The sequence below is a fragment of the Sphingopyxis sp. KK2 genome (assembly GCF_001990265.1).
Lineage (GTDB): Bacteria > Pseudomonadota > Alphaproteobacteria > Sphingomonadales > Sphingomonadaceae > Sphingopyxis.
In genome coordinates this window covers 1-5,825 of the sequence record NZ_LYVN01000193.1, presented here as the reverse complement: position 1 = coordinate 5,825, position 5,825 = coordinate 1, and the positions used below count along the sequence as shown (strand labels likewise).

The 5,825-nt window shown below is 67.2% G+C and carries 4 protein-coding genes; 3 read left to right on the top strand and 1 reads right to left on the bottom strand.

The genetic code is table 11. From position 1 onward, the window contains the following. Nucleotides 1-59: 59 nt before the first annotated feature. Complete coding sequence (locus B1A78_RS19955; RefSeq protein WP_077148626.1) at nt 60-644, bottom strand: TetR family transcriptional regulator; 585 nt, start codon at nt 642-644, stop codon at nt 60-62. A gap of 151 nt (nt 645-795) precedes the next feature. On the opposite strand from B1A78_RS19955, the gene B1A78_RS19950 reads away from it, so the two are divergent. The 3 genes from B1A78_RS19950 to B1A78_RS19940 form a co-directional block, all read left to right on the top strand. Continuing rightward, a complete protein-coding gene (locus tag B1A78_RS19950) occupies nt 796-1,965 on the top strand; it encodes an efflux RND transporter periplasmic adaptor subunit (protein ID WP_077148625.1) in 1,170 nt (389 codons plus the stop codon). After that, nucleotides 1,962-5,162: an efflux RND transporter permease subunit gene (locus B1A78_RS19945; RefSeq protein WP_077148624.1), complete on the top strand. Its 3,201-nt coding sequence runs from the start codon at nt 1,962-1,964 to the stop codon at nt 5,160-5,162. Before B1A78_RS19950 ends, B1A78_RS19945 begins: the two co-directional genes overlap by 4 nt. After that, nucleotides 5,162-5,825 (top strand): TolC family protein (locus tag B1A78_RS19940; protein ID WP_179102112.1); only part of this gene is annotated, 664 nt, incomplete at its 3' end. The genes B1A78_RS19945 and B1A78_RS19940, both read left to right, overlap by 1 nt.

Sequence of the window (5,825 nt, the reverse complement as noted above, 5' to 3'; positions counted from 1 at the left end):
CTCCCCAACGGTAGTAAACTATGGGAGGCCGGGTGGGGGAGCGGGCCGGTGCCGAAAACTCAACAAGTCAGCGCCGCCGCGAACAGGCAGCGGAAGCGTTCGGCGCATTCTGCCATGTCATCGTCGGTCGGGGCGAAACCGTCGACCATCATGATCGTGCGCAGCACCCCGACCCCCATCAGGATCGACAGCAGCATCGTCGCGCGGAACTCGCCCTGATCGCCGCCGATCAATTCGGACAGCGGGCCGAGCACGTCGAGATGGACGAGGTCGCGGATGATCGCGCCCGCCTTGGGCGACGAGGCCGAGCGGAGCATGATGACGAACATCTCCATCCGCTTTTCGAGATCCTCGTCGGCGTCCTCGACGACCAGCTGCGCGAGGAAGGCGGGAAGCTCGTCGACGCTCTTGGGCTCGCGGAAGATGTCGGGCTTGTCGTCGTGGCGGACGACCGCGCGGAACAGCCCTTCCTTGCCGCCGAAATAGCGGCTGATCAGCGCGACATCGACCCTCGCGTCGCCCGCGATATCGCGCAGCCCGACGCTGTCGTAACTTTCGCGCAGGAAGCGCTGGTGCGCCGCCGCGAGGATCGCGGCGCGTGTCGCGACCGCGTCACGTTTCTTGACGATGATCTCTCTCTCCATGCCGCCCTATTATCGCGGCTGAGAAATAAATCAACACCTGTTGACTTAGTCGCTAACGCAGATTAGGCGGCAAAGTCTGGCATCGCGTGGCACCTCCCCCCTCCCTGCCGCGCGATGCCGGACCGCCCTGAAAAAAGAAAAGACAAAGCCCATGACCTTGCGCCTTCCCCTCGCGCTTTCGATTTTGCTGTCGCTGACGCTTGCCGCCTGTTCGGGTGGCGACGAAGCCCAGGGCGGTCCGCCCCAGCTGCCCGTCACCGCCGCCGCCCCGCTCGTCCGCGAGGTCACCGAATGGGACGATTATGTCGGCCGCTTCGAAGCCGTCGACAGCGTCGAGGTTCGCCCGCGCGCCTCGGGTTACCTGCAGCGCGCCCATTTCACCGACGGCCAATATGTCCGCGCCGGGCAGCTTCTCTTCACCATCGACGCGCGCCCGAGCCAGGCCGCGCTCGACCAGGCCCGCGCGCAGCTCGCCCGCGCATCGGCGACGCTCGCCAATGCCCGCACCGAACTCGCGCGCTCCGAAACGCTCGCCAAGTCGCAGGCCGCGAGCCAGGAAGAGGTCGAGCAGCGCCGCGCCGCGGTGCGCACCGGCGAAGCCGATGTCGCCGCCGCCAACGCCGCGATTCGCGCGGCGTCGCTCAACGTCGGCTTCACCCGCGTCGTCGCGCCGATTTCGGGCCGCGTGTCGCAGCGGCTCGTCGATCCGGGCAATTCGGTGACCGCCGACCAGACCATCCTGACCACGATCGTGTCGACCAGCCCCATCCATTTCAGTTTCCAGGGGTCGGAGGCGAGCCTGCTCGAATATGAGCGGCGCGGCGACACGTTGCAGAATGCGCCGGTGCGCATCAAGCTGCAGGGCGCCGACGATTATGGCATCAACGGCCGCATCGATTTCGTCGACAATGCGCTGTCGAACGGATCGGGCACGATCACCGTGCGCGCGGTCGTCCAGAACGCCGACGGCAAGCTGCGCCCGGGCCTGTTCGGCCAGCTCCAGCTCGCCGCCTCGGCGCCGCGCCCGGCCTTCCTGCTCCCCGACACCGCGATCGTCACCGACGGCGCGCGGCGCGTCGTCTATGTCATCGGCCCCAAGGATGTGGTGCAGGCGCGTCCGGTCACCCTCGGCCCCGTCGTCGGCAATCTGCGCGTGATCAAGAGCGGCGTCACCGCCAAGGACCGCATCATCGTCGGCGGCATCCAGCGTGCCCGGCCGGGCCAGCCCGCCAAGGTGCAGGCCGGCACGATCGCGGCTGACGGCAAGGTCGTGACGGCCAAGGCCGCCCCCGCGACCAAGGGTCAGGCAGGCACCAAGTGAATATCAGCCGCTTCTTCGTCGACCGCCCGATCTTCGCGGCGGTCATCGCGATCTTCATCACGCTGATCGGGGCCTTTTCCTACCCGCAGCTCCCGCTCGCCCAATATCCGGAGATCGCGCCGCCGACGATCAGCATCACCGCCGCCTATCCCGGCGCCTCGTCCGAAACGATCGCCGAAACGGTCGCCTCGACGCTGGAGCAGGAGATCAACGGCGTCGAGAACATGCTCTATATCCAGAGCAGTTCGACGCAGGGCGCCGCCCAGATCACCGTCACTTTCGAACCCGGCACCGACCTCGATGCCGCGCAGGTGCTGGTCCAGAACCGCGTCGCACTCGCAGAACCGCGGCTCCCCGAACAGGTGCGCCAGATCGGCGTGCAGGTGAACAAGCAGGAATCGGGCTTCCTGATGATCGTCGCGCTGACCTCGACCGATCCGGCGATCGACACCGATTATGTCGGCAATTACGCGAACTCGACGCTGCGCGACCGGCTGCTACGCCTCGAAGGCGTCGGCGGCGTACAGATCTTCGGCGGCGGCTATTATTCGATGCGCGTGTGGATCGACCCCGACAAGGCGGCGGCGCGCAACCTGACCGCCCCCGAAATCGTCGTCGCGCTGCAAAGCCAGAATGTCCAGGTCGCCGGCGGCTCGGTCGGCGCCCCGCCCTATGGCAAGGGCAATCCGGCCTTCGAACTGCCCGTCGAAGTCCCCGGCCGCCTCGTTACCCCCGACCAGTTCGCCAATGTCGTGATCAAGACCGACACGGCGAACGGCGCGATCACGCGGCTGAAGGATGTCGCGCGCGTCGAGCTCGGTGCGCAGGATTATGGCGTCCGCGGTGTGTTCAACGGCCGCGAAGGCGTCGGCATGGCGGTGATCCAGCAGCCGGGCGCGAACGCGCTCAACGCGGCGAACCTCGTGCTCGAGGAAGTGAAGAAGGCCTCGGCCGACTTCCCCCCGGGCCTCGAATATGAAATCCCCTTCAACCCGACCGAATATGTCCAGGCGTCGGTGACCGCGGTGCAGGAAACGCTCGTCGAGGCGATCTTCCTCGTCGTGCTCGTCGTGCTCGTCTTCCTGCAGACCTGGCGCGCCGCGATCATCCCGATCGTCGCGATCCCGGTGGCGCTCGTCGGCACCTTCGCGGTCCAGCTCGCGCTCGGTTTCTCGATCAACTCGCTGTCGCTGTTCGCACTCGTGCTCGCGGTGGGTATCGTCGTCGACGACGCGATCGTCGTCGTCGAGGCGGTCGAGAAGCATATCCGCGAGGGGCTTTCCCCGCGCGAGGCCGCGCACCGGACGATGGAAGAAGTGTCGGGCGCGCTGATCGCGATCGGGCTCGTGCTCGTCGCGGTGTTCGTGCCGACCGCCTTCGTTCCCGGCATCCCCGGCATCTTCTATCAGCAGTTCGCGGTGACGATCGCGGCGGCGACGGTCTTTTCGCTGCTCACCTCGCTCACTTTGTCGCCGGCGATGGCGGCGCTGCTGCTCAAGCCGCACGAGGAGCATCATGAAGAGCCCAAGAACAGACTGATGCGTTTCGTCCGCAGCGGCGCGGACAAGTTCAACAGCGGCTTCGACAAATTGTCCGACCGTTATGGCCGCACCACCGCCTCGCTGGTGCGCAAGGGCGGGGTCATGCTCGCTATCTATGCCGTGCTGCTCGCGGCGACCGGATGGCGGCTGACCGACACGCCGACGGGCTTCATTCCCGACCAGGACCAGGGCGTGCTGATCGGCGTCGTCCAGCTGCCGCCGGGCGCGTCGCTCGACCGCACCAGCGAAGTCCTCGCCCGCGCGCAGCAGGAAGTGAAGAAGATCGATGGCGTCGCAAGCATCGCGACCTTCTCGGGCCTCGACGGATCGAGCTTCTCGACCGCGTCGAACGCCGGCACGATGTTCATCCGCCTGACCGACTGGGGCGAGCGCGGCAGCAAGCTGTCGGCGACCGCGCTGTCGCAGCAATTGTCGGGCGTGCTCGCCAATGCGCTGCCCGAGGCCAATGCCTTCGTCATCGCACCGCCCGCGGTGCAGGGTCTCGGCAACGGCAACGGCTTCACGATGATGATCCAGGCGCGCGGCGGCGAAAGCTACAAGGAGCTCGAACAGGTCACCGGCGCGATGATGGGCGGCGCGGCGCAGATGAAGGACGTCCAGCAGGTCTTCTCGCTGTTCAACACCGGAAGCCCGCGCATTTTCGCCGACGTCGACCGCGACAAGGCGCAAATCCTGGGCGTCGATCCGAGCCAGGTCTATGCCGCGCTCGGCACCTATCTCGCATCGACCTATGTCAACGACTTCAACTTCCTCGGCCGCACCTTCCGCGTCACCGCGCAGGCCGAACCGACCTCGCGCGCCAGCATCGAGGATGTCGGGCGGTTGCAGGTACGCTCGACCTCGGGCGAGATGGTGCCCTTGTCGGCGGTCGCGACCTTCCGCGACGACAGCGGCCCGACGCGCGTCGTGCGCTACAACCTCTTCCCCGCAGTCGAACTGCAGGGACAGGCGGCACCGGGCGTGTCGTCGGGCGCGGCGCTCGCCGCGATGGAGGGGCTCGCCGACAAGACGCTGACCGGCGGCTTCGCCTATGAATGGACCGGCCTTGCCTATCAGGAAAAGGCGGCGGGCGGCGGCGCGGTGCTGATCTTCGGCCTCGCGGTGGTGTTCGTCTTCCTCGTGCTTGCGGCGCAATATGAATCGCTGCCGCTGCCGCTCGCGGTGATCCTGATCGTGCCGATGTGCATCCTTGCGGCGATGATCGGCGTCAATCTGCGCGGAATGGACAATAATATCCTGACGCAGGTCGGCCTCGTCGTGCTCATCGCGCTCGCCGCGAAGAATGCGATCCTGATCGTCGAATTCGCGAAACAGGCCGAGGAACAGGACGGGATGAGCACGATCGACGCCGCGGTCCACGCCGCGCGTTCGCGCCTGCGTCCGATCCTGATGACCAGCTTCGCCTTCATCTTCGGCGTGATCCCGCTCGCGATCGCGAGCGGGCCGGGACAGGAGATGCGTCAGGCGCTGGGTACCGCGGTGACCTTCGGCATGCTCGGCGTGACGATCTTCGGCCTGATCTTCACCCCGCTCTTCTATGTCCTCTGCCGCAAGCTCGGTGACAAGGCGACCGCCTTTGCCCGCCGCAACCGGACCAAGACCCAGCCGGGCGCCGCCCCGGCGGAGACCCTGTGATGACCCGTAACCTGATCCTTGCTGCCGCGAGCATGGTGGCGCTGTCGGCTTGCACCGTCGGCCCGCGCTATGTCTCGCCGGTTCCCGCCGCGCCGTCGCAGACGCCTTTCCTCGAAGCGGCCAAGTCGCCGGCTTTCTCGGGCGAGCAGCCACCGGGCCAATGGTGGAGCCTGTTCGGCGATCCCTTGCTCGACCAGCTCGTCGGCGAAGCGCTGACCGCGAACACCGACCTGCGCGTCGCCGCCGCCAATCTGGCGCAGGCGCGCGCGGTGCTGCGCGAGCAGCGCGCCGGCCGCCTGCCGACCACCACGATCAATGCCAGCGGCACCTATGCGCGGCAGGCCAATCCGCTCGGCGCCGGATCGATCGAGGGCGACAGCTATGACGTCGGGCTCGACGTCGGATATCAGGTCGACCTGTTCGGGCGCGTCGAAAGCGCGATCCGCGCCAGCCGCGCCGACGCCGATGCGGTGCAGGCGGCGTTCGACCTGACGCGCATCACCGTCGCCGCCGAAACGACGCGCGCCTATACCGACGTCTGTTCGTTCAACCGCCAGATCGCGGTCGCCGAGGATACGCTGCGCATCCAGCAGGAAACCTTCGACCTGACGCGCCGGCTGTTCGAGGGCGGGCGCGCGACGCGGCTCGAAACCGGACAGGCGG

Excerpts from the sequence above, each read along its gene's own strand:
- B1A78_RS19950 (WP_077148625.1), top strand. The coding sequence starts at position 796 with ATGACCTTGCGCCTTCCCCTCGCGCTTTCGATTTTGCTGTCGCTGACG.
- B1A78_RS19955 (WP_077148626.1), bottom strand. The coding sequence starts at position 644 with ATGGAGAGAGAGATCATCGTCAAGAAACGTGACGCGGTCGCGACACGC.